At 71.3% G+C, this 22,751-nt stretch carries 13 protein-coding genes; all 13 read left to right on the top strand.

All coding sequences use genetic code 11. The features are described from left to right. Positions 1-4 precede the first annotated feature (4 nt). The 13 genes from ACZ7M7_RS19790 to ACZ7M7_RS19730 all read left to right on the top strand — a co-directional run bounded on the left by ACZ7M7_RS19790 (position 5) and on the right by ACZ7M7_RS19730 (position 22,749). Positions 5-2,029, top strand: a complete 2,025-nt coding sequence (locus ACZ7M7_RS19790) for an ATP-binding protein (RefSeq protein ID WP_472118524.1) — start codon at positions 5-7, stop codon at positions 2,027-2,029. Then, positions 2,020-2,322, top strand: a complete 303-nt coding sequence (locus tag ACZ7M7_RS19785; RefSeq protein ID WP_383598898.1) for a hypothetical protein — start codon at positions 2,020-2,022, stop codon at positions 2,320-2,322. Before ACZ7M7_RS19790 ends, ACZ7M7_RS19785 begins: the two co-directional genes overlap by 10 nt. Further along, a complete protein-coding gene (locus tag ACZ7M7_RS19780; protein ID WP_472118521.1) occupies positions 2,319-9,257 on the top strand; it encodes an eCIS core domain-containing protein in 6,939 nt (2,312 codons plus the stop codon). The genes ACZ7M7_RS19785 and ACZ7M7_RS19780 overlap by 4 nt, the downstream gene beginning before the upstream one ends. A 28-nt stretch (positions 9,258-9,285) precedes the next feature. Further along, on the top strand, positions 9,286-9,972 hold the full coding sequence (locus tag ACZ7M7_RS19775; RefSeq protein ID WP_472118518.1) for a hypothetical protein: 687 nt from the start codon (positions 9,286-9,288) through the stop codon (positions 9,970-9,972). 43 nt (positions 9,973-10,015) lie between these two features. Further along, on the top strand, positions 10,016-10,744 hold the full coding sequence (locus ACZ7M7_RS19770; RefSeq protein ID WP_472118515.1) for a hypothetical protein: 729 nt from the start codon (positions 10,016-10,018) through the stop codon (positions 10,742-10,744). 11 nt (positions 10,745-10,755) lie between these two features. Continuing rightward, the gene (locus ACZ7M7_RS19765) at positions 10,756-11,139 is read left to right on the top strand and encodes a LysM peptidoglycan-binding domain-containing protein (protein WP_383598888.1); all 384 of its coding nucleotides are present in this window, start codon (positions 10,756-10,758) and stop codon (positions 11,137-11,139) included. After that, a complete protein-coding gene (locus ACZ7M7_RS19760; protein ID WP_472118512.1) occupies positions 11,132-12,271 on the top strand; it encodes a hypothetical protein in 1,140 nt (379 codons plus the stop codon). The genes ACZ7M7_RS19765 and ACZ7M7_RS19760 overlap by 8 nt, the downstream gene beginning before the upstream one ends. An 82-nt stretch (positions 12,272-12,353) precedes the next feature. Further along, positions 12,354-12,890, top strand: a complete 537-nt coding sequence (locus ACZ7M7_RS19755) for a phage baseplate assembly protein V (protein ID WP_383629922.1) — start codon at positions 12,354-12,356, stop codon at positions 12,888-12,890. 50 nt (positions 12,891-12,940) lie between these two features. Next, the gene (locus ACZ7M7_RS19750; protein WP_383598878.1) at positions 12,941-13,276 is read left to right on the top strand and encodes a hypothetical protein; all 336 of its coding nucleotides are present in this window, start codon (positions 12,941-12,943) and stop codon (positions 13,274-13,276) included. Next, complete coding sequence (locus tag ACZ7M7_RS19745) at positions 13,273-13,668, top strand: GPW/gp25 family protein (RefSeq protein WP_383629918.1); 396 nt, start codon at positions 13,273-13,275, stop codon at positions 13,666-13,668. The genes ACZ7M7_RS19750 and ACZ7M7_RS19745 overlap by 4 nt, the downstream gene beginning before the upstream one ends. After that, complete coding sequence (locus ACZ7M7_RS19740) at positions 13,665-16,775, top strand: putative baseplate assembly protein (RefSeq protein WP_472118508.1); 3,111 nt, start codon at positions 13,665-13,667, stop codon at positions 16,773-16,775. The genes ACZ7M7_RS19745 and ACZ7M7_RS19740 overlap by 4 nt, the downstream gene beginning before the upstream one ends. Beyond that, on the top strand, positions 16,772-20,563 hold the full coding sequence (locus ACZ7M7_RS19735) for a putative baseplate assembly protein (protein WP_472118505.1): 3,792 nt from the start codon (positions 16,772-16,774) through the stop codon (positions 20,561-20,563). Before ACZ7M7_RS19740 ends, ACZ7M7_RS19735 begins: the two co-directional genes overlap by 4 nt. Beyond that, positions 20,563-22,749: a hypothetical protein gene (locus ACZ7M7_RS19730; RefSeq protein ID WP_472118502.1), complete on the top strand. Its 2,187-nt coding sequence runs from the start codon at positions 20,563-20,565 to the stop codon at positions 22,747-22,749. Before ACZ7M7_RS19735 ends, ACZ7M7_RS19730 begins: the two co-directional genes overlap by 1 nt. The last annotated feature ends 2 nt before the right edge of the window (positions 22,750-22,751 follow it).

Raw genomic sequence — 22,751 nt, 5'->3', positions numbered from 1 at the left:
GCACATGGGGACGAACGAGGCGGGCACGGCGGCGACTTCGGGCGCTTCTGGCACTTCGCGTGCCTATGGCACTTCTGGTACGGGAGGCGGTCCCGACGTGGGCGCGAAGCTGATCGAGGAGATCAGGCGTGTCCTGTCCCGGATCGACGCCCATGCCGCCGGCGCCGGAGAGGCACCGGACGCGGAAGCCACCCCTGCGACGAGCCCGGCCCCCCTGGCCGCCCCCGGCACCGCCCCCCTCGACGCCCTCCTCACCTGTTTCGGCCTCACCCCCTTCGAACGCGACCTGATCCTCCTCGCCGCCGCCGACGAACTGGACCCCACGACCGCCGCCCGCTGCGCCGCGGCCTGCGGCGACCCGCAGCGGGCGTACCCGACCTTCTCGCTCGCCCTGGCCGCGCTCGCCGAGCCGCACTGGAGCGCACTCACCCCCGTCGCGCCGCTACGGCGCTGGCGGATCGTCGAGCTCGACGACGAGTCCCGGCTGACGACCTCCCGGCTACGCCTCGACGAGCGCATCCTGCACTTCCTGCTGGGCTCGCCCTACCTCGACGCCCGACTGCACGGCCGCCTGCGCCGCACCCCGACGCCGGACCAGCTGCCGCCGTCGTACGACGGCGCCGCGAGCCGGGTCGCCGAGGGCTGGACGACGGGGGCGAACCCCGACGCGCCACTGCTCGTCGAAGTGACCGGCGGTGACCTGCGCAGCCGTGCCGACATCGCCGCCGCGGCGGCGGCCCGGTCAGGACTCGGGCTGTACGCGATGGGTGCCGAGGACATCCCGGCCGACCCCGCCGAACGCGACGGGCTCGCCCGGCTCTGGCAGCGCGAGGCGATCCTGCTGCCCTCCGCGCTCCTCGTCGAGGTCGGCGAGCTGGACCGCGACCAGCGGGCGGCGGCCGAGGCGTTCCTGGCCGGCGCCGCCGTACCGGTCGTCGTCTCCAGCGAGGACCCCCTGCGCACGGACCGCCCGCACGGCGCACGCGTGGCGGTACCCCGCCTCGACGACGACGAGCAGACCGAACTCTGGGCCCAGGCCTTCCACCCCGTCGCCGACCTCGACGACGGCGAACTGCGTTCCCTCGTGGCCCAGTTCCAGCTGCCCCCGCACGTCATCCGGTCCGCCGCCGCGACCGTACGCCGCCGACTGCCGTACGAGGACTCCCTCGACGCCGCCGAACTCGCCTGGCGGGCGGGCATGGAGGAGGCCCGGATCGGCATGGACGAGCTGGGCCGCCGGATCGAACCGGGGGCGGGCTGGGACGACCTGGTCCTGCACGATCGGCAGACGGGCGTGCTGCGCGAGATCGTCGCGCATGTACGGCAGCGGCCCACCGTCCACCAGGAGTGGGGCTTCGCGGGCACCCTGCGCCGCGGCCTCGGCGTCACCGCGATGTTCGCGGGCGGCTCCGGCACGGGCAAGACGCTGGCCGCCGAGGTGATGGCGAAGGAACTCGGCCTCGACCTGTTCATCGTCGACCTCTCCCAGGTGGTCAGCAAGTACATCGGCGAGACCGAGAAGAACCTCCGCCGGGTCTTCGACGCCGCCGAACGCGGCGGCGCGCTGCTGCTGTTCGACGAGGCCGACGCCCTGTTCGGCAAGCGCAGCGAGGTCAAGGACAGCCACGACCGGTACGCCAACCTGGAGGTCAGCTACCTGCTGATGCGGATGGAGGCCTACCGCGGTCTCGCCATCCTCACCACCAACATGAAGAAGGCCCTCGACACGGCCTTCCTGCGCCGCATCCGCTTCGTCGTCGACTTCCCCTTCCCTGCCGAGCACGAGCGCGCCGAGATCTGGCGCCGCGTGCTCCCGTCCAGGGCCCCGGTCAAGGACATCGACCCGGGGCTCCTCGCCCAACTCACCGTCGCGGGCGGCTCGATCCGTAACATCGCGCTGTCCGGCGCCTTCCTCGCGGCCGAGGAGGGCGACCGCCTACAGATGCGGCACATGCTGGCGGCGGCTCGCACGGAGTACCAGAAGCTGGAGCGCTCGCTGACTCCGGGGGAGGTGCGGGGATGGGTATGAACGGGGAGACCCGTGAGGTCCGGGAACCTCGTGAGATCCGGGTCGAGATCGGCGAACTCGCCCTCCACGGCTTCCGCGTGGACCCGGAGCGGGTGTCGGACGCCTTCGCACGCGAACTGACCCGTCTGGTCCACGCCCACGGCGTTCCGCTGGCCACGGACGGCGCACTGGCCCTCGAAGCGCTGTCCGGCCTGCCGCCCCTGCCCGCCGGCCTGTCCGCACGCCGCCTCGGCCAGGAACTGGCCCGGGCCGTGCACGAAGGGCTCAGCGGCCACGGGGAGGTGACCCGATGAGTTCCCAGGCCCAGGACGCCCACTCCGAGCAGGCCGCCGAACAGCGCCGCCGCAAGCGCAAGGAGCGCGCCGCCAAGTCCCGTACACCCGAGCCGAAGGACATCGTCAGCGGTGCCGGACAGCCTCTCGACCCCGGCGTACGGCGGGAGTTGGAGGAGCGGCTCGGGCACGACCTGAGCCGTGTCCGGCTGCACACCGGCCGTGACGCCGGGCAGCTGACCGAGTTGCTCGGCGCCGACGCGGTGGCCGTGGGCCAGGACATCTTCTTCCGCGAGGGCGCCTTCAAGCCGGGCACGGACGAGGGGCGCCGCCTCCTCGCCCACGAGCTCTTGCACACCGTGCAGAACCCGCACGGTCTCGGGGCGCTGCGTGCCGGGCGGGAGTTGGGCGCGGTGAGTGTGCCGCAGCAGGCGATCGAGCGGGAGGCGGAGGAGGCGGCGCAGCAGCTCGTGCCCGGGCAGGACCACGATCCGCAGACTCCGGAGGTGCAGGCCGGCCAGGCGACGCCGGGGTGGCTGCGCTACGCGACCGTGGACGCGGACCGGCGCCGGATGCAGGAGCTGGACCCCGCAACGGTGGTCGACCGCTTGACCAACACCGTCCTGCGCTCGCTGCGCGGTGACCCGGAGGACAGGTCGGGCAGGGCACGGCTGCACTTGGCGCGGATGTCCGCGCAGGTGCAGGACGTCGTCCTCGACCGGCTGGAGACCCGCGTGCCCACGCCGGTGCTCGACCGGCTGCTGGCTGATGTCGAGGAGCTGGAGCAGGCGGGGCCCTTGCCGCTGGATGCCGCGGCGGCGCCCTTGGCCGTGCCCGGCGCCGCGGACGAAGTCGCGCAGGAGCGCCGACGCGACGAGACCACCGAGGAAGGCCCGGACGCGCGCGAGCCGCAGGAGGGCGCCGAGGCCGAGCGCGGGGAGAACGAGCAGGAGAAGCCCGGCGAGGGCGGTGTCCAGCCCGGGACCGAGGGCAGTGCGGGAGGCGCCGACGACGGGAAGGAGAACACGTCCCCCGAAGATGCCGCCGTGCAGGACAAGGAGGAGGCCGGGGCGCGGGACCAGGATCGGTCCCGGTCCCAGCAGGCGGACAAGGACGCGTCCGCAGGCGAGCAGAGGAACGCCTCCGCGCAGGACGAGCAGCAGAAGGCCGCGGACGACGGCGCGAAAGAAGACGAGGCGACGAACGACGACGCCGCCGCCGAGGAGGACCGCGAGGCAGCCGGAGGCCAGGAGGAGGCCCCGCCGGAGCCGGAGCAGCAAGCGGGCGAGCAGCAGGCACGCCAGGACGAGGGCCCGGCGGTCGCATCGAGCGCCGCGGCCGCCCCGATGCCGGTCGACAGGAGCGGCGCCGAGCCCGGCGAGAGGTCCCGTACCGGCGGCGACACCGGCCCGCTTCGCGCGGCGGGCGATCCGGAGAATGAACAGGACGCGGACGACGAGCCGTTGGGGCTCGACCCGGAGCCGACCGAGCAGGAGCCGACCGCCGACGAGGACACCTCCGAGGCCGCCCGCGGCAATGAACCCGTCCCCGACGTCGACCTCGTCGGCTACACGGATGCGGCCAAGAACCCGGGCCTTGTCGAGGAACGGAAGAAGGGCACCGCCCCCCGGCCGTCCTTGCCGTCCACGGACGCCGGACCGACGCCGGACGAGGCCGAACCCGTCGGCCCGGAGGAGACACCGGCACGTTCCGGGGCGGACGACGGGTCCCAAGGGCTCGCCGACCAGGACCTCTTCGCCGGAGCGTCCTCGGAGCAGGGCGTCGGGCCGGACGGCGGCGGGTCGACATCCGGCGTCTCCGCCGACGGGTCCGGGCTCAGCACAGCGGCCTCTGCCGGAGGTATCGGCGACAAATTGCAGGCGGAGCAGCGTACGGAGGACGCCGAGGCCCGCCGACGGGACGAGGAGGCCCGTACCGCCGATGGCGCGGGCCCCGGTGGGACCCCGCCGACCGGTGAGCCGGCCGGGCCCGAGCGACTGGCCAAGGCGGACGAGGACGCCCGCACCCAGGACGCGGGTTCGTCCCAGGCGCCGGGCAAGGCGGCGGAGGGCGGCAGCAAGTCCGAAGACTCCTCGAAACAGGGAGCTCAGGCTGCGGGCGCCCCGGCGAAGGGCGAGAGTGCCCCGGCGAAGAGCGCGACGCAGCCGGCCGCCGGAACGGACAAGGACGCCGCGAAGCCGGCCGACAAGGGCGAGGACAACGCGGGCGGCACCGGCACCGGTGCCGACAGTGGAACGGCTGGCCCGGCCACTCCTGGCACCACGCCGCCCCCGACTCCCGACGACCGGGGAGTCACCGAAGGTAACGGGGATGCCACCTCACCCGGACCGGAGACCGGTCCGGACAAGGTCTCCACACCGGGGCCGGGCTCCGCTCCGCAGCTTGCGCCGGGCAAGGGCCCCTCACCCATGTCCGCCGCGGAGGCCAAGACCAACACGCCCAAGGACGGGGGCTCTTCGGGGTCCGGGGGAGGTGCTTCCGCCGCCCGGCCGAAGTCATCCGGCAGCAAGCGCCAAGCCGCACGGAAGGTCGCGCGAAACGCCCGCCGAACCCCGGGCGGCGGGGGCGGCGGGGGCCGCTCGTCCACGGCTCCGGCCCCGGCACGGGGCGGCGGTGGACGCGGGGGCGCATCGGCCTCGGCGAAGTCCAAGAAGGAAGCCGCCGCACCGGATGTCTCGAACGCCACGCCCGAGGCGGGACTCGCCACGGCCGCCGGCCTGAAGCCGCATCAGATGCTGGACACGCTCAAGGGCGTGAACGGAGCTGTCGGCCGCTCGGTCGACAAGGAGCGTTCGGCGCTGCGCAAGGCGCCGCCGAAGGAACAGCGGCCTTCCGGCTCACCGCGCACGGTGCCGGGCGGCCCGACGTCGGCGGCTCCAGGTACATACACCAATGCCAAGGTGGCCCGGACCGACGCCGCACCGGGCAAGACGCCCGAGATCACCGGTGACCGGAAGCCGGAAGGCGAGGTACCGGGTGCGAACGTGCCCGAGCCGAGCTGGTGGGACATCGCCGTCACCATCGGCGCCCAGCTCTTCGGCAAGCTTCTCAAGGAGATCCTGCCGCTCGACGACCTGATCGACTCGATCCTCGGCCTCCCCACGAAGGACGAGGGCCTCCAGAACGCCAAGGTGGGAGACGCCCCGCGACTGCCGCTGGACAACGACTCGGACCCGCAACGCACCGACGAGCAGGGCCAGAAGCTCGACGAGCGGAAGTCGGAGTTGCACCGCTCCGGCCGGGAGGACGCTGCCCGCCCGATGGGCGAGGACCAGATCTACCCGGATGTGCCCAAGGAGACCCTGACCGGCAAGGTGCCCGGCGGCAACGGCAAGAACGCCAAGGGCGCCGGGCGCACGATGACCGGTGGCGGGGTGCCGATCGAGTCCGCGTCCGCCGTGGCCGAGCACGACCGCGGCCCGCAGATCCAGGCCGGCTTCAGCGAGGGTCGGCAGAAGATCGGGCAGGAGCGCAAGACCAAGGACGACAAGGCGCACAAGGACCGGCGGAAGCACGATCAGGACCTCAAACGTGAGGTCGACAAGAGCGGCAAGCAGCAGTCCGATGCCCGGGACAAGGGCCGCTCCGACGTCGCCGACTCCCGCGACAAGTGGCGCAAGGAGCAGGACGACAAGACCGCGGACATCGACGGCAAGAAGGGCAAGAAGTACGACGAGGTCCGCAAGGACATCGACGACAAGCAGCAGCAGACCGACAAGGACGTCGACAAGCGGACCGAGGACGACAACAAGAAGATCACCGACGAGCAGACCAACGCCGAGAAGGAGGCGGAGAAGAAGCAGGAGGATGGCAAGGACGACGCCGACAACTGGCTCGAAGAGGCCATCGAGAAGCTGAAGGAGTTCTTCGAGGGGCTCAAGAAGGCCATCAAGGGCATCTTCGAGAAGGCCCGGCAGCTCGTCACCGATCTCATCGACAAGTTCAAGCAGCAGGTCTTCAAGCTCATCGATGATGCCCGCAACTGGGTGATCGACAAGATCAACAAGTTTGCGGACGTGCTGATCGCCCTCGGTGACGAACTCCTCGCCGACTACCCGGCGATGCGCGACAAGTGGCGCCGCACCATCGACGGTGCGCGTGACTGGGCAGTGGAGAAGGTCAACCAGCTCGCCGACGGGCTCAAGGAGATCGCCGGGAGGCTGCTCGACGGCCTGTGCGGGGCGCTGCTGGCGGGGCTCGATGTCCTGGAGACCGGGATGCTGGCCGCCGTCGAGGTCGCCGAGTCCGCGACGGTCGGTGCACTGGAATTCGGTGCCGCCGTCGTGGAGGGTCTCGGTGAGTGGGCCGCCATCTTCAACGACATCGTCTCCGACCCCGGGGACTGGATCAGCAAGGCGGGCGCCGCCGCGGACACCGGTGCCAGGGAACACCTCTTCAACGAGGTCACCAGCGCGGTGAAGGCCTGGTTCAACCAAAAGGTCCAGGAGATCATCGGCATTCCGATCGAGGACTTCCAGGAGCTGGTCTCCGGTGGGGTGACGGTCGAGCAGATGGCTCAGATGGCGTGGGACGAGGCACTGCCCCAACTCCCGGTCATCATCGGTGTGCTGGTTGTGGAGAAGGTCGTCGCGAAGCTGATCCCCGGCGCGGGCTGGGTCATGGCGGTCATCGACGCCCTGAAGACGGCGTGGGGTGCGCTGAGCGAGATCCTCGCCGCCTTCGGCCTGTTCATGGACTTCCTCAAGTCGGTCAAGAGCGGCAATGGCGCGCTCCCCTTCGCGAAGGCGGTGGCGGCCGGTGTCGTTGCTCTGCTCGAGCTGATCTACGAGTTCCTGATCGAGGGCGTCGGACGGTTCATGGGCAAGGTGGCCGACAAGCTCGGCGACATGCTGAAGAACCTCCGCAAGAAGAAGGACAAGCCGGACGGCTCCGATGCTCCGCCGGCACAACCGAATGCTCCGGGCAAGCCCAAGGACCAGGACCAGGACCCGGCGCCCACGACCAACGACCGCTCACCGAATCCGGACCGCCCGACCGACCGCGGGTCCGACCGTGACGACGACCGCGCCGCGCCGCGTCGGCCCACCACGAACCAGAAGTCCCGGCCACCGACCCGGCCGCGCCCCGGCAAGCGCTCCTCCCCCGAGAAGAAGCGCCCCTCGCACACCACCCGCCCGAAGAAGCGCCGTGACGACGAACGGCGCCGCGATGACGGCCGTGACGTCAACGCCGCCCGGAAGCGGGTACGGGATGCGGAGCAGCGCACTCGCAACGACAAGAACGACACCCCGGCCACCCTGCCGCGACGCCGCCCCGACACGGACCGCACGGACAGCGGCGGCCCGGGCCGGCGCCGCCCCGGTGACCGGCGTACGGACGACCGTCGCCAGGAAGACAAGCGCCGTCCGAACGAGAAGCGCCCCGAAGACAAGCGTCGCGCGGACGACAAGCGCCGTGTCGAGGACCGCCGTCGCGACACCGACCGTGACCGCGACAAGGACCGCCGCCCCGGCAACCGTGTCCGACGGGCGCGCCAAACCATCAAGTCCGCCGTCAATCGCGCCCGCCGTGCCGCGGGCAAACTCTTCGGCAAGGCTCGCCGCAAGGTCGGTAACCGCTTGAACGACCGGTTGCGGAGGCTCCGGGAGCAGTGGCGGCACAAGAACGGCCGGGACCGCGACATGGACCGCACGCGGGATCGGGACAGGCAGGGGCAGCAGGGGGGCAGGAAGGACTACGACCTGCCCAAGGTGCGTTTCCGTACAGACGATGGCGAGTTGCACACGCTGCTCTTCAACGGAAAGGGCAGGAGCGCCGATCTGACTGTCCGGAGCACGCCGCAGGCCATGAGGAGCTTCTTCAGCTACTGGGCCAAGGAGAACGATCTCCTAAAGGAGTCCGACCCCGAGCGCTGGATGGAGCAGGAACGGGCGCTCAAGGCGGCCATGGCCCAGTACGACGTCGTGGAGGGCAAGCAGGACAGGCTCCCCGACTCCGTCCGCGAGAACCGGTCGCGCAAACTGCGTTACGGCACGCCGGTCCACCTCGACAGGCCGGGCGGCATGGCCTTCGAGCAGGCGCTCAACGATCTCAGGGAGCAGATGGAGTATCTGGCCGAGCTCCTGGAGGCCAGGGGGTCGGCCATGGAAGTACCCCCCCTGCCACCCACGATCCTGCCCCCCTTTGCGGATGGGCCACTGGCAGCTGAATTCCGGGCTCACTACATCAAAAAGAGGACGCCCAAGGGCACCGATATGGGGGAGCGTGAAAAGGTTTCGCCCTCGGGCTGGAACAGGCTCTCCGTCGCCGCCCGGAAGACCGATTGGGTCCGTATGCACATGCTGCCGGCTCGGCTCGGCGGCCACGCGACGACCTCGAATCTGGTTCCGGCCAGGAAGTCGGAGAACAAGGACGTGGAAAAGGTCGAGCATCCCGCGGCGTTGGCCGTCGGTAAGACAGGAAAAGACGGCAAGACCCTGGGTAAGTTCAGCGCTCCGGCCAAACTTGAGAAAATGGTCTGGTACGACGTCAGGAAGCTTGACTATCACGCCAAGCACCCTGGTTTCCCGAAAACCGTTCATGTGCACTGGGGTACCTACAAGGTCGAAGGCGGTCATTGGAAACGAGGTGACGAGCTCGGCCGGTGGCCCGGATCGTTCAACGAGCCGGAAGCGGTTGATCTGGGAACCTCGCGGAAGCGCCGCAAGGTGAATGTGAACACGGCCACATCGGGTCAGGTGCAGGAGGTGCTGGAAGGGATTTCCGACTACTTTGCCCAGGCCATTGTGAGGATGGTCAAGAAGCGAAAAGAAAGCGGTCGCAAGTTCAACAGCTCCAGTGAACTCGCGAATGCCCTGGCAGCAGGCGAGGACCTCGGATCCGACGGTGCGCAGAACGGAGCGAACCGCAAGGAGCGCCTGGAGGTGGTCGAGCTGATCAAGAAGGCGGGTGGCAAGCTCACCTTCGGAAACTGAGCTGACCTCTGATGGAACGGAACCAGGAATGACCGCTCTCACTTCCCAGGAAAACGTGTGGCTGGACGTCCTTGCAGAGTTGAGGAACTCTCCGGGTATCCACGTGTACAACGAGTGCAACGACCCGATCGACGACAGTCTGGGCGATGGGTCGGCAGCCATGAACGAGCTCGCCGAGGACTATGACGTTCACCTTGATCCGTCCTTCCGTGAGCTGTACACGCGGTTCAGTGGAATAGGAAGCTCCTGGCGGACCACGGAGGAGTACCCCTTCATGGCGGGAGAGTTCCATATCGCGAGCATCCAGCTGGAGATCGAGCAGGCGCCGCCCGAACTCGGGTGGACAGAATCGCCAATCGATGACCCGGACCTCATCTACCAGCTCCGTGCCATTGACGGTACGCCGGACAGCGGTGTGGGAACCCTGGCTGCTGTGCGCGTACTGCCCGGTGTGACAAACCCCGAGATCTGGTTCGATCACGGACAGAGAGGGGCGTGGAAGCTGGACTTGGATTACCGGGGCTACATGGAAACGCTGCGTATGACGAAAGGCACCTTCGGTTGGCAATACCTCTTCACGGATGTGTCGTTGCGGGGTGATGACTTCGGAGAGACCGGTACGCGGCTCAGCGACATGCTGACGGTGTTCCCCGAACTCTTTCCCGGATACGACTACCAGCCACTTCGGCGTCGTCTGGCCGCGCGGCTCAGATAGCCCGCGCCATCACGATCGTCCTGTCTCCGAGAGGTGAGGTCCATTGACCCGCTACGCCGACATCCCCAAACCCATCCGCTCCGGAATAGTCGTAGTCAACCCCGACACCGGCACCCCCCAGCGGATCATCGTCCTGCAGTTCAACCCGGACACCCTGGAGCGCAGTGTCTCCCCCCAGTCCGCCGGCGACAGTGGCGACAGCGGGAGTGGTGGCACCGGGAGTGGTGACCGTAACGAGGCACTTCGGCTCAAGGGCCCCGCCCAGGAGACCTGGAAGTTCACCGCGGAGATCGACGCCACCGACCAGTTCGAGATCGCGGCGCCCGACGGCATCCACCCGCAGCTCGCCACGCTCGAGATGCTGGTGCAACCGACCACGGCCCAGCTGCGCGCAGCGATGAAGCTGGCCCAGAAGGGTGCCATCGAGATCAGCCCGATCGAGATGCCGCTCACCCTGTTCACCTGGGGGAGCAAGCGGGTGATGCCCGTGCGGCTCACCGAGTTGTCCGTCAACGAGTCAGCCTTTGACGTGAACCTCAACCCGATCCGCGCCTCCCTCAGCATCGGCATGAAGATCCTCACGGTCAGTGACCTGCCTGCCGGTCATCGGGGCGCCGACCTGTACATGGCCCACCTCGCGCAGAAGGAGCGGCTCGCCGCAGCCGCGCGCGGCGGCAGCCTCGGCTCGCTCGGGCTCGGCGGAGGCGGGGGCGGTGCCGGAGGCGTATTCGGCACCGGAGTCGGAACCAACGTCGCGTTCGGAAGGGGCTGAGGAGGACAACCATGGCTGAGATCGAGCCGTACGAGAACGCCCTGGACGCCATACCGGGAGCACACCCCTATCCACGCACCAGCCGCTACCACGACGCCGAGATCGGCATCCATCGCCGTCCCGACGGCAGCGAAGTCCGGTACACCAAGCGCCGCTTGCTGCCCCCGCTCGACCCGACCCCCGACGGCGACCTCACCCAGCCCCACACCGTCGGTGCCGGCGAGCGTCCCGACCTCCTCGCTCAGCACTACTTCGGCGACGTCGGCCAGTGGTGGCAGATCGCCGACGCCAATCCCGTACTCGATCCACGCGAGTTGACCGACGAGGCCGGGCGCGTCATCGACATCCCGCTGGCCGGCGGGTTCCCCGGCGGCAGGGGAGACCGGCGTGTTTGATCTGCCCGTGGGGCAGGGCCCCGTTCACATCACGCTCCTCATGGGGCCGAAGCTCGCCCGGCCCGTCCCGGCCGAGGTGACCGAGGCCCTGCTGTCCGCGCAGATCACCGCCACGGCGGGGGAGCGCAGCGGCTTTCAGATCGCCTTCGACCTCACCAAGAACGGGATCATCAGCCGACGGCTGCTGCCCGAGGGGTTCTTCGATCCCAAGACCCGGATCATCGTCACCGTCAGCGTCAAGGGCACCCCGGAGGTCCTCTTCGACGGCCTCGTCGTCCGCCACGAGGTCGGCGCCAGCAACCAGCCCGGCCACTCCACCCTCACCGTCACCGGCGAGGACCTGACGCTGCTCATGGATCTCGAGGAGCGCACCGCCCGCTATCCCAATCTCCCGCCGTCCGAGCGCGTGCTCAACATCCTGCGCCGCTACTCCGACTACGGCATCCGGCCCGACGTCTACACCGAGAAGGTCGCCCAACCCCCGCACCAGGACCTCCGCGTGCACTACCAGACCGGCACCGACCTCCAGTACGTCACCGAGCTCGCCCGCGCGAACGGGTACACCTTCTACCTGGAGCCAGGTCCCAACCCCGGGCAGTCATCCGCCCGTTGGGGGCCGGAAGTCCGCCTCGGCATCCGTCAGCACGCCCTCAACGTCAACATGGACGCCAACTCGACCGTCGACCAGATGACGTTCGCGTACGACGGGACGGCCCGGGAAGAGCCGCAGGCCCGCTGGCAGAACCCCGAGACCCGGCAGTCCGCCCTGCTGCCGCAACCGTCGATCAGCCCGCTGCGCCCGCCCCTGGGCAAGCGGCCCACCCCCGCCCTGAAGCGCAGGACGCTCTCCGGCACCGCCAAGCAGCAGCGCGAGCAGGCCGAGGCGGAACTCCTCGCCCGCGCCGCCGTGTCCGCCGACGTCGTCTCCGGCTCCGGCTCGCTCGACGTCAACCGACACGGCTACATCCTCCAGCCCCGCCAGCTCGTCGGCGTACGCGGCGCGGGACGGGCGTACGACGGCGACTACTACGTCAAGTCCGTCACCCACAACCTGCGTCCGGGCTCGTACCAGCAGAACTTCACCGTCTCCAGAGAGGGACTCGAAGCCCGCAGCGACTACGTCCGGCCGTAAGCCGCAGACGCGTGCACAGCCACATACCCACACGCCCACACGCCCGCACACCCCAGTCCCATCGACCAGGAGCACCTCCACCATGGCGGCACCCAGCAATCGCTACCTCGGCAAGTTCCGCGGCCGGGTCGTCAGCAACGACGACCCGCTGCGCATCGGCCGTATCACCGTCGAGGTCCCGGACGTCCTCGGCGACGAGCCGTCGACGTGGGCGCTGCCCTGTCTGCCGTTCACCGGGCCCCAGTCGGGGCAGTTCGTGGTGCCGCCGCCCGGGGCGGGCGTGTGGGTGGAGTTCGAGCAGGGGGATCCCAGCTTCCCCGTGTGGACCGGGTGCTGGTACGGGGCCGCGGAAGAGCTCCCGCCCGACGCGCGCCGCGAGCTCCAGGCCGGCTCGCCCAGCAAGCCCGTGGTCGTGCAGACGCCGCAGGCGCACAAGCTCGTCATGAATGACACGCCCGGCGCCGAGCAGGGGATTCTGCTCCAGGCCCAAGGTGGCGCCTACATCCGCATCACCAAGGAGGCCGTGGTCATCTCGACCGGCGCGGGCGCCGAGATCCTGCTGCGCGGCAATGAAGTGACCATCAACGAAGGCCAGTTGACCGTGCTCTCGAAGCGATGACAGCGACGAGAACGATGAACGCGACGAAGGAATACGGGGGACCACGAACCATGCCCGGGACTCTGCTCGACGCCGGTGCCGTGATCGGCTGTCCGCACGGCGGCCGCGTCGCGCCCGCCACCACATCCTCCGGCGGCGTACGCCTCGCGGGCGCCGCCGCTGCCACCGCCGCGCACAGCTACGTGGTGACCGGCTGTCCGCACACCGTGAACCGCGTGCCCTCGCCGTGCGTGACGGTCCGCTGGACCGCCGACGGCTCCGGGATCACCGTCGACGGTGCGCCCGTGCTGCTCGACACCTCCGCGGCCCAGTGCTTCTCGGCGGCCTTCGTGCCGCAGGGACCGCCCGTCGTCCAGGTCGCGCAGCGAAAGGTCAATGTCCGATGAGCCCCACCAGCCGGGGTACGAGGCCCCGTTCCGACATCGCCTTCCCCTTCCGCGCCGACCGCCGGGGCCGTACCGCGCACGCCACCCGCGGCGAGCACGTGCACGACCTCATCGAGCAACTGCTGTTCACCAGCCCCGGTGAGCGCGTCATGCGTCCCGACTTCGGCTGCGGGCTCCTCGACCTGGTCTTCGCCCCGACCAGCCCGGAACTCATCAGCACTCTCGAACTCTCCGTCCAGGCCTCGCTCCAACGCTGGCTCGGCGACCTCATCGACGTGGAGGCCCTCGACGTGGTCAGCGAGGACAACGTCGTCCGTGTGTACCTGTCGTACGTGATACGCGCCGACGGCGCCCGACGCGACGACGTCTTCGAAGGGAGGGCCACGGCATGACCGGGACGACCACGACCACCTCCCGCCGGTCCAAGGTCCGCGCCGCCCAGCTGGGCGGCATCGACGCCGTCGAGGTCGGCGACGACGGCTTGCTGCTCACCGTCACCTTCCTCGGCAAGGCCCCGCACGGCCTCGGCCCCGAGAACGTCCGCGTCGACGGCGGCCGCCGTATCACCGGCGTCACCGCCGTGGACGTCAGCGTGGAGCGAGAGGAGGACCCCGAACTCGACGACCGCCTCTACGTCACCCTGGACCGGGCCGGCGACACCTCCCGCTACCGGCTCTCCCTCGTGGAGACCGACCCGTACGGACGGCCCGGCACAGAGCCCTACCGCGGCTTCGACCAGCGCTACCACAGCGCGACCTTCGCCTTCCGGCCGGACTGCCCGACTCCCTTCGACTGCAAGGAGGAGGAGCAGCCAGCCTCGGACTTCCCATCCGCCCCCGTCGTCGACTACACGGCACGCGACTACGACACCATCCGCAAGCTGCTCCTGGACCGGCTCGCGCTCACCACACCCGACTGGGTCGAGCGCAACCCCGCCGACCTGGGCGTGACCCTCGTCGAACTGCTCGCGTACACCGGCGACCAGATCAGCTACCAGCAGGACGCCGTCGCCACCGAGGCCTACCTCGACACCGCGCGCCGCCGCGTCTCCGTACGGCGGCACGTGCGGCTGATCGACTACGCGATGCACGACGGGTGCGCGGCGCGCGCGTACGTCGCCGTCGAGACCGCCCGGGATCACACCCTCGCGCCGGGCACCTACCGTTTCGCCTCCGTCGACGTCCGCACCCTCGACCCGCATGACCGGCCCGAACCGGGCACGGTCATCGACGAGACCGACCTCGGCGACCTCGACGAGCGCGGCTCGGTGGAGGTCTTCGAACCGGTCGTCACCGCCGACCCGCTGGAGCTGCGCGTCGCCCACAACGCGATCCGCCTGTGGAGCTGGGGCGGCGAGGTGTGCACGCTGTCCAAGGGTGCCACCTCCGCGACCCTGCGCGACGCGTGGGTGGACCCGGAGACCTGCCGGGAACGGCGACTCGACCTCAGGCGCGGCGACGTACTCGTCCTGGAGGAGGTCAAGGGCCCGCGCACCGGCACCCCCGGTGACGCGGACCCGAGCCATCGCCAGGCCGTCCGGCTGACGTCCGTCACCCCGGCCGTGGACCGCATCGAGGACCAGCCGGTGCTGGAGGTGACCTGGGCAGGCGCGGACGCCCTGCGTTTCCCGCTCCGCCTCACCACCCGTGGCGGCCGCGACTGTCTGCCCGTCGACGACGTGACCCTCGCGCGCGGCAACGTCGTCCTGGTGGACCACGGCCGCACCCTGCAGGGGCTCCCCGAGACGTTCACCGTGCCGCAGGTCCCGGCCGAGGTCGCCTCCTGCGACCGGCCCGCCTTCGGGTGCCACGACCGTGAAGAGGGCAACGCCCCCGCCCGGCTCATCAACTCCCTCACGGACCGCGCGGAATCCGGTGACGCCCTCACCGCCGACGACATCCGCGAGCTCTTCGAAGTCGTCGGCGAGCCGGCCACCAACCGCGCCGGACTCGGCCTGGAGCGCGCCGGCCAGCGCCACGAACGCGTCGTGCCCGGCACGGCGTACGCCCAGGCGGCCGCCCTGCGCACCCTGCTCGCCCAGTCCGTCTACCCGGGGATCCAGCCCCGCTTCCGTCCCGTCCTCGGTCGTGCGCCCGTCGCGCAGACGGTGCCGTTCCCCGAGCCGGCCACCGTCGCAGCCGGGCAGGCCGAGCGGATCGCGGCGATCCCGGGGCGGGTCCGGCAGCGCCTCGTCGAGCTGTGGCGCAGCGCCCGCGACCGGGACGGACTCTCCGAGCGGGAGATCGACGAGCTCACGGTGATCTTCGGCCTGAGGATCCTGGAGCACATCGAACTCCATCGCCACCCCGTCCGTGCGCTGCGTGAACTGCTGTACCGCAGCGACCAGTTGCTCGACACCAAGGTGCGCCGGGTCGAGGTCCTCACGGCACGTGCCCGCGCCGGCACCGTGCTCGACGGGCACATCGCCTGGGAGATCGCGCACAGTTGGGGCCCCGCCTACGCGACCGGACTGCACCCCGACGAGACGGTGCTGCGCGGCTCCGCGACCGACGCGCTCGCGCAGGATCCGCGGCAGGCCCTGCCCGCCGTACGCGTCCACCAGGGCGACGACGAGGACACCGTGTGGCAGCCGCGCCGCGACCTGCTGGCCAGTGGCCCTCGCGACCGTCACTTCGTCGGTGAGCTGGAGGACGACGGCCGCCTCGGCCTGCGGTTCGGCGACGGCCGGCACGGCGCGAGGCCGACGCCCGGATCCCGGCTCACCCTGCACTACCGCCTCGGAGGCGGCAAGGCCGGCAACGTCGGCGCGGAGGCCATCAACCACCTCGTCGTCCTGGCCGACTGCGAGCCGCCGCCCGCCGCCGTGGTGCGCAACCCGCTGCCGGCCGTCGGCGGCACGGAACCCGAACCTGTCGAGCAGGTACGCCAGTTGGCCCCCCTCGACCTGCGCCGCACCCGGCTGCGCGCGGTCACCGCCGAGGACTACGCGGCCCTCGCCACCGCCCTGCCCGGCGTCCAGCGCGCCGCGGCGGAGCTGCGTTGGACCGGCAGCGTCCAGGAGGCGCATGTCGCCGTCGACGCGTACGGCACCGGCGCCCCGTCGGCCGAGCTGCTCGCCTCGGTCGCCCAGGCCCTGGAGCCGTACCGGCGCATCGGCCACGACGTCGTCGTCGGTGCCGCGCGTCCGGTCCCGCTGGACATCGAGCTGGCCGTGTGCGCGAAGCCGGGGCATCAGCACGGGCAGATCCTGGCCGAGCTGTACCGCGTGCTGGGCCGCGGTGTGCGGGGCTTCTTCCACCCGGACGCGCTGACCTTCGGCGAACCGGTGCGGCTCAGCCGCCTGGTCGCCGTCGCGGCGGCGGTGCCCGGCGTGGAGAGCGTTCAGGTCACCCGGCTGCAACGACTGTTCGAGCCGGAGCGAGGAGAGAAGGAGGACGGCGTGCTGCGGCTCGGCCCGCTGGAGATCGCCACCTGCGACAACGACCCGGACCGGCCGGAGAACGGCCGGCTGGCGATTTCCCTGGGAGGTGCCCGATGACCGAAGGCCCGATCACCGACCGGGGCACGACGACCGACCAGTGCACCTGCGGCGGCACCTGTCGCGGCGGCCACGACGAGCGCCTCGCCCCGGCCCCCGTGCACAACCCGCCCGGCCGCACCGCACTCGACTACCGGGTCGGCGAGTACGGCTCCTTCCTGGCCGCCCTGCTCGACCGCCGCGCCTCACCGGCATACCCGGCGCTCAACGGCCTGACCGTGCGCACCCCGGACGACCCGGCGATCGGCCTGCTGGACGCCACCGCCGTACTCGGCGACCTGCTCACCTTCCACTCCGAGCGCATCGCGGACGAGGCGTACATCCGCACGGCCAACGAGCACCGCTCCCTGGTCCTGCTCGGCCGCCTCGTCGGCCACCGCCCGCGCCCCGGCGTCGCGGCCGCCACGCACCTGGCGTACACCCTGGAACGCGACCCGCGCGCCGAGGCCCTGCCCGTGCTGATCCCGCGCGGCGCCCGCAGCCACAGCGTGCCGGCCTCGGCCGACGAGCAGTCCCTCACCTTCGAGACGAGCCGGGACCTGACGGCCCGCTGGGACTGGAACGAGCTGAAGGTACGCCGCCGGCGTCCCTCCCTCGTCACGCCCGAGGACCTGGAGCGCCGCTCGGAGCTGTTCGTCGAGGGCACGGCCAACTCCCTCCAGACCGGCGACCAGTTGCTCTTCGTGTTCGGCGAACAGGCGGGCGGCGAACGCAAGTTGCTGCCGGTCGCCAAGGCGCGTGTCGACCGGGAGGACGAGATCACGGCGATCTCCCTGCCGAAGTCGGCCCCGCCGACCCTGAAGGAACTCGTCGACGAGGTACGGCGCTGGACCGCCGCCCCGCAGGCGCCGGGCGAGCCGGGCGACGAGCCGCCGACGCCCGAGGTCCCCAACCCGCGGCCGGTCAGCCGGCTGATCGAGGACTTCGAGGACCAGGTCCTCGCACCTCTGCGGGACGACCTGGACGGCATCAAGACTCCCGAGCGGCTCGCGGCCCGCCTCGCCGAGCCCGTCGCACGGCTGGGTGAGGCGCAGGTGCTGGCCGAGCCCTACGAGGACGTGGCGGCCTGGTTCGAGCAACTGGAGGCGGTGCTCGCGGAACTGGCCGAGCGGGCCATGGAGTTGGCGCCCGCCCAGCCCGCCGAAGGTGAGCGGACGCAGACCCTGAGGAGCGGGGTGGATCCGCGCGCGGCCGCCCTGCGCACCCTGGGCGCCGTCCTGCCCGCCCTGCGCGCAGCGACCCCCGCCCCCCAGGGCGGCGGCACCGGCACCCAGCGCCCCGGCACCGACACCGCACGTCTGCTCTCCGTCCTGAACCCCGGACTCGGCACCCTCTACCCGGCCTGGCGGACGGCCGCCGCCCCCGACACCCCGCAGCTCCTGCGTGAACTGCTCGCCATGCGCGTCACAGCCGCCCCCTTCGGCGCCACGGCCCCGCTCAAGCCCGTCCAGGACGACCGCGGCCGGGTCATCCGCACCGCGGACTGGCCGCTCACGGGCGCCGTGCTGGCGAGTATGCGGGTCGTGTACGACACGGCGGGCCGGACGCCGGTGCGGGCGGAGTTCCAGTACGTCGAGGGCAGCAGCTCCGACCAGCGCGCCGAGAACCTGCCGGTCGTCCAGCCGGTCAGGTTCCCCCTCGGCACGGGCCAGGTCGAGCTGTCCGTGCGCTCCGGCCAGGACCGCGACCTCAACTGGCTGAACCGCCGTCCCGCCGACTCCCAGGAGCCCGGCGTCACGGCCCGTCTCCACTCGGGCCTGCCCGAGCGCACCCTCTTCGTGTCCCGCCCGGACGACGAGGGCCTGGTCCACGTCGGCGTCCACAACGGCACGTCGGAGCAGATCGCCCTGCGGCCGAACACCGACGAGCAGTTCACCCACGGCGAGTACGAGGTCAGCCTGAAGTACACGGTGGGCACCACCGAGCCCAACGTCGAGGTCGTCATCGCCAGCAAGCCCGAGCCCCTCAACCGCCGCGTCCTCCAGCTGGACACGGTCCACACCGGCATCACCGTCGGCAGCTGGGTCGCGATCCAGCGCCCCGCCAAGGGCGTCCAGGACGGCGTACCGGGCGACACCGAGCTCGCGTTCGTCACCACCCAGGTCGTCGCGGCGCGTACGGCGGCGTACACCAACTACGGCATCACCGGCCGCGGCACCGAGCTCACGCTCGCCGAACCGTGGCTGGACGAGTTCGACGTCCTGCTCTCCCACATCCGCGACACCACCGTGCACGCGGCCGGCGAGCCGCTCCGCCTCGCGGACGAACCGCTGGGCGAGGACGTCCACGGCAACGAGATCGAACTCGCCCAGCTGTACGACGGGTTGAGGGCCGCACGTACGCTCGTCGTGACCGGCGAGCGCAGCGACATCCCGGGCACGGCGGGCGTGCAGGCCACCGAGGTGGTCACGGTCGCCGCCGCAGACCCGGCGGTCGATCCCCGACTGCCCGGCGACCACGTCCACACCCGGCTGACCCTGACCGCCGACCTCGCTCACCGCTACCGCCGCGAGACCGTGAAAATCCTCGGCAACGTCGTCGAGGCCACCCACGGCGAGAGCCGCGAGGAGGCCATCGGCAGCGGTGACTCCGACCGCGTGAACCAGACGTTCGCGCTCTGGCAGTCCCCGCTGACCTGGCTCGCCGACGAGAATCCCCTCGGCGCCACCCCGGTGCTCGAGGTCCGGGTCGACGGCGTCCTGTGGCACGAGGTCGACAGCCTCGCGGGACGCGGCGCGGGCGAGCGGGTCTACATCACCGGCTCCACGGCCGACGGCCGTACGACGGTGACCTTCGGCGACGGAGTCAACGGCGCCCGGCTGCCGTCCGGGCACGAGAACATCCGGGCCCGCTACCGCTTCGGCACCGGCAAGGCCGCCAACGTCGCCGCCGACCGCATCAGCCAGCCCCTCACCCGGCCGCTCGGCGTCACCCAGGTGACCAACCCGCGTCCGGCGAAGGGCGGCGCGGACGCGGACGGCCCCGGCCTGACCCGCCGTACGGTCCCGCTCGCCGTCTCGGCGCTGGACCGCCTGGTCTCCGCGTCCGACTACGAGGACTTCGCCCGCTCCTGCGCCGGCATCGGGCGGGCGTCGGCACGTGAACTCTTCGACGGGCGGCGGCGCGTGCTGCACGTGACGGTCGCCGGCACGGACGACGTGCCGATCGACGGCGACTCGGACACCCTCAGGGCCCTGCGCGGCGCGCTGACCGAGTACGGGGACGGCAACCTCCCGGTCCGGGTGGACGCACGCGAGCTGGTCCTGCTGCTGCTCGCCGCCAAGGTGAAGGTGGCCCCGGACCACGCCTGGCAGGTCGTCGAGCCACGCCTGCGCCAGGCACTGCTCGGCCGACTCGGCTACGAGGGACGGGAGTTGGGCCGACCGGCCCGCCTCTCGGACGTTTTGGCCACGGCCCACTCGGTGCCCGGCGTCGACTACGTGGACGTGGACGTCTTCACCGGCGTCCCCGCGTCCGCCACCCCCGAGGAACTCACCGGGATCCTCACCGAGCCCGGACCGCCCAAGGCATCGGTCCCGGCGTACCCGGCGACGTACGACGAGAAGATCCACACGGTCCGCGCCGAGAACGGCGAGACGCTGTCGGAGATCTGCGCCGAGTACGCCGTCCCGCTCGCCGAGCTCCTGCGCCTCAACCCCGACATCACCGACACCCGGCGCCTGGCGAAGGGCCGTTCGGTGTTCGTCTTCCGCGGTATCCGCCCGGCCCAGCTCGCGCTGCTGTCGCCGAAGGCCGCGGACACCCTGATTCTGACGGAGGTCAAGTGATGTCCCCGGACGTCCAGTTCGATACGACGACCCCGGCGACCACGTCCAGGGAGCCGGATGGGCTCGCCGCCCTGCTGCCCCGCTGGCACCTGTTGCGCGACGCCGAGGAGGGCGAGCCGCTGCGCGCGCTGCTGGCGGTGATCGCCGAGCAGATCGACCGGGTGCGCGACGGCGTCGAGCAGGGCTACGAGGCCCTGTTCGTGGAGACGGCGGCGCCCTGGGTGCTGCCGTACCTCGGCGACCTGGTCGGCTACCGCACCCTGCCCGGCTACGAACGGGTCCTCACGACCGGCCTGCACGCCGGTGGCCGCGCCGCCCTCGCCGAAGCCGTCGCCCCGCGCGCCGACGTGGCCGCGACGGTCGCCAACCGTCGCCGCAAGGGCACCCTCCACCTCCTGGAGGAGCTCTCCGAGCGCGTCACCGGCTGGCCCGCTCGCGCCGTCGAGCTGTCCCGGCAGGTCTCCCACACCCAGCCCGTGAAGCTCTACGGCGACACAGGCGTCCACCGCGGCGGGCGCGGGCGTCTCGTCGACCTGCGCGACAACTCGGCCCTCGACCTCGCCGGCGGCCCCTTCGGCGCGACGGCGCGCACGGTCGATGTCCGTCGCGCCGACTCACGCCACCGGCAGGGGGGTTGGACTCCGGCCGGGGTCGCCCTCTTCGTCTGGCGGCTGAAGGCGCACTCGCTGACGCAGTCCCCGGCGTACTGCATCGACCGGGCCCGCAACCTCTACACCTTCTCGATCCTGGGCAACGACACCCCGCTGGTCACCAAGCCCTTCCCGGAGCCGTCGCCCACGCACATCGCGACCGTCGACAACGTGCCGGCGTTCATCACCCGCCGTCAGCTCCACGACCGGCTCGCCGACCACTACGGCCCCGGCAAGAGCCTCGTCATCCGGCGCGACGGCGAGGACCAGCCGGTACCGCCGTCCGACATCGTGGTCGCCGACCTGTCCGACTGGCGCTACCGGCCCAAGCGGGGGCAGGTGGCCGTCGACCCGGAGCTCGGGCGGATCGCCTTCGGGTCGCGGTCGGCGCCCCGGCAGGGCGTATGGGTGGACTACCACCACGCGTTCGGCGCGGACATGGGCGGCGGCGAGTACGACCGCCCGGACCGCGAGCCGCGTCCCGACGCCGAGGTCTACCGGGTCGGCCCCGGGCATCCGTACCGCCAGATCATGGACGCCTACCGGGCCTGGCAGCACGACCGCCGCGCGGACCGGACCGGCCCCGCCGGTGTCATCGAGATCACGCACAGCGGCGCCTACCAGGAGCAGCTGGACTTCGACCTCGACCCCGGCGACCGCCTGGAGGTCCGCGCGGCCGAGGGCACCAGGCCGGTGATACGCCTCCTCGACTGGTACAGCAACCGCCCGGACGCCCTCAACATCCGTGCGGTGTCGGAGGAATGCGCCCCGCACGAGCGTCCGCGCATCGTCCTCGACGGCCTGCTGATCGCCGGACGCGGCATCAATGTCACCGGCCCCATGGGTGCGGTCGTCGTACGGCACTCCACGCTGGTACCGGGCTGGTCGCTGGAGCCGGAGTGCGATCCGCACTCGCCGGAGGAGCCCAGCATCGTGCTGGAGCGCACCATCGCGTGCGTCCAGATCGAGCACAGCATCCTCGGCACCATCGAGGTCATCGGCGACGAGGTGAGCGAGGAACCCCTCGACATCCATCTGCGCGACAGCATCCTCGACGCCACCGGCCCCGGCCGCGAGGCCCTCTCCGCACCGGACTGCCGCCACGCCCACGCGGTGCTGCACCTGCACCGCACCACCGTGATCGGCGAGATCTTCACGCACGCCGTGCAGATCGCCGAGAACTCGATCTTCACGGGCCGGCTCCACGTGGCCCGGCGCGGCATCGGCTGCCTGCGGTACTCGTCCGTGCCGGCCGGATCGCGCACCCCGCGCCGGTACCGCTGCCAGCCCGACCTCGCCGGGCCCGAACAGGCCGCTCACGTACGGCCGTTGTTCACCTCCGAGCGCTACGGGACGCCCTGGTACGGGCTGCTCGCCGACCGCTGCGCGCAGGAGATCCGGCGTGGCTCGGACGACGGCGCCGAGATGGGCGCCTTCCACGACCTGTACCGGCCGCAGCGCGAGGACGGCCTCAGGGCACGGCTCGCGGAGTACACCCCGGCGGGCACGGACGCCGGGATCTTCTTCGTGACGTGAGG

The organism is Streptomyces sp. NPDC111606, assembly GCF_055656945.1.
Note: the sequence above shows the minus strand (reverse complement) of the source record. Positions and strands in the feature narration are given on the sequence as shown.